This is a genomic window from Collimonas sp. GW821-FHT07E08 (assembly GCF_059418905.1).
On sequence record NZ_JBWKQR010000055.1, the window covers coordinates 1 to 878 of the forward strand.

At 68.6% G+C, this 878-nt stretch carries 1 protein-coding gene; it reads left to right on the top strand.

Annotated features, from left to right (window positions below; all coding sequences use genetic code 11):
• A partial coding sequence (locus AC07RZ_RS24125; protein ID WP_494669872.1) for an autotransporter-associated beta strand repeat-containing protein occupies positions 1–878 on the top strand: 878 nt, incomplete at both ends.

An 878-nucleotide genomic window follows, 5' to 3' on the forward strand; every position in this document is an offset into this window, starting at 1 on the left:
GTGTTCAGGAACGATATCGGCGGCGACGCCGGCCTCAACAAGAGCGGCAGCGGCCAGCTGACCCTGGCCGGCAACAATACCTACCAGGGCGCCAGCAACATCCTCGGCGGCAGCCTGAACATCACCGGTTCGGTCGCTTCCAGCGTCAATGTCAGCGCGGCAGGCCGGCTGGGCGGCGATGGCGGCCGCATCCATGGCAATGTCAGCAACAGCGGCCGGGTCGACAACCGCGGCGCCGGCCTTGCCATCGGCGGCAATTACGTCGCCACGCCGGGCGCGGTGCTGGCGAACCAGCTCAACACCACGCTGACGGTGGGCGGTGCGGCGATCCTGGGCAATTCGCACCTGGTCGCGACCACGCCCGGCGGCAGCGCGGATCCTTCCGGGTATGTGACGCAGCAGGCGGGCGCGGCCGGCAAGGTGCTGACCGCGGCAGGCGGCGTCAGCGGACAGTTCAGCGATATCAGCTTCGAGGCCGATGGCGTTGCTTTTACGCCGGGCGTGTTCATTGCGGCGAACCTGTCCTACCAGGCCAGGGAAGTGGATTTGCAGATCAGCCGCACCAATGCCGTCGTCATGGCGGCGGCCGCTTTCAAAGGGGACGCGACCCGCAACAATGCGGCGGCGAACCTGGAGGCCGGCTTGCAGGCGGCGGACCAGATGGTCGCCAGCGGCAATACGGCGGGGGTGAACGGCGAATTCCTGGCCAGCGCCGCGGCGTTGCAGAAGAGCGCCAGCATCGCGGTGGCGGGGCAGGTGCTGGACAGCCTGTCGGGGCAGATCCACGCCTCGGCCCAGGCACTGACTTTCCAGCAGTCGCAGGCTTTGAACCGCGACCTGGGCAACCGCCTGGCGGCCCTGGGCACCCAGGCGCATGA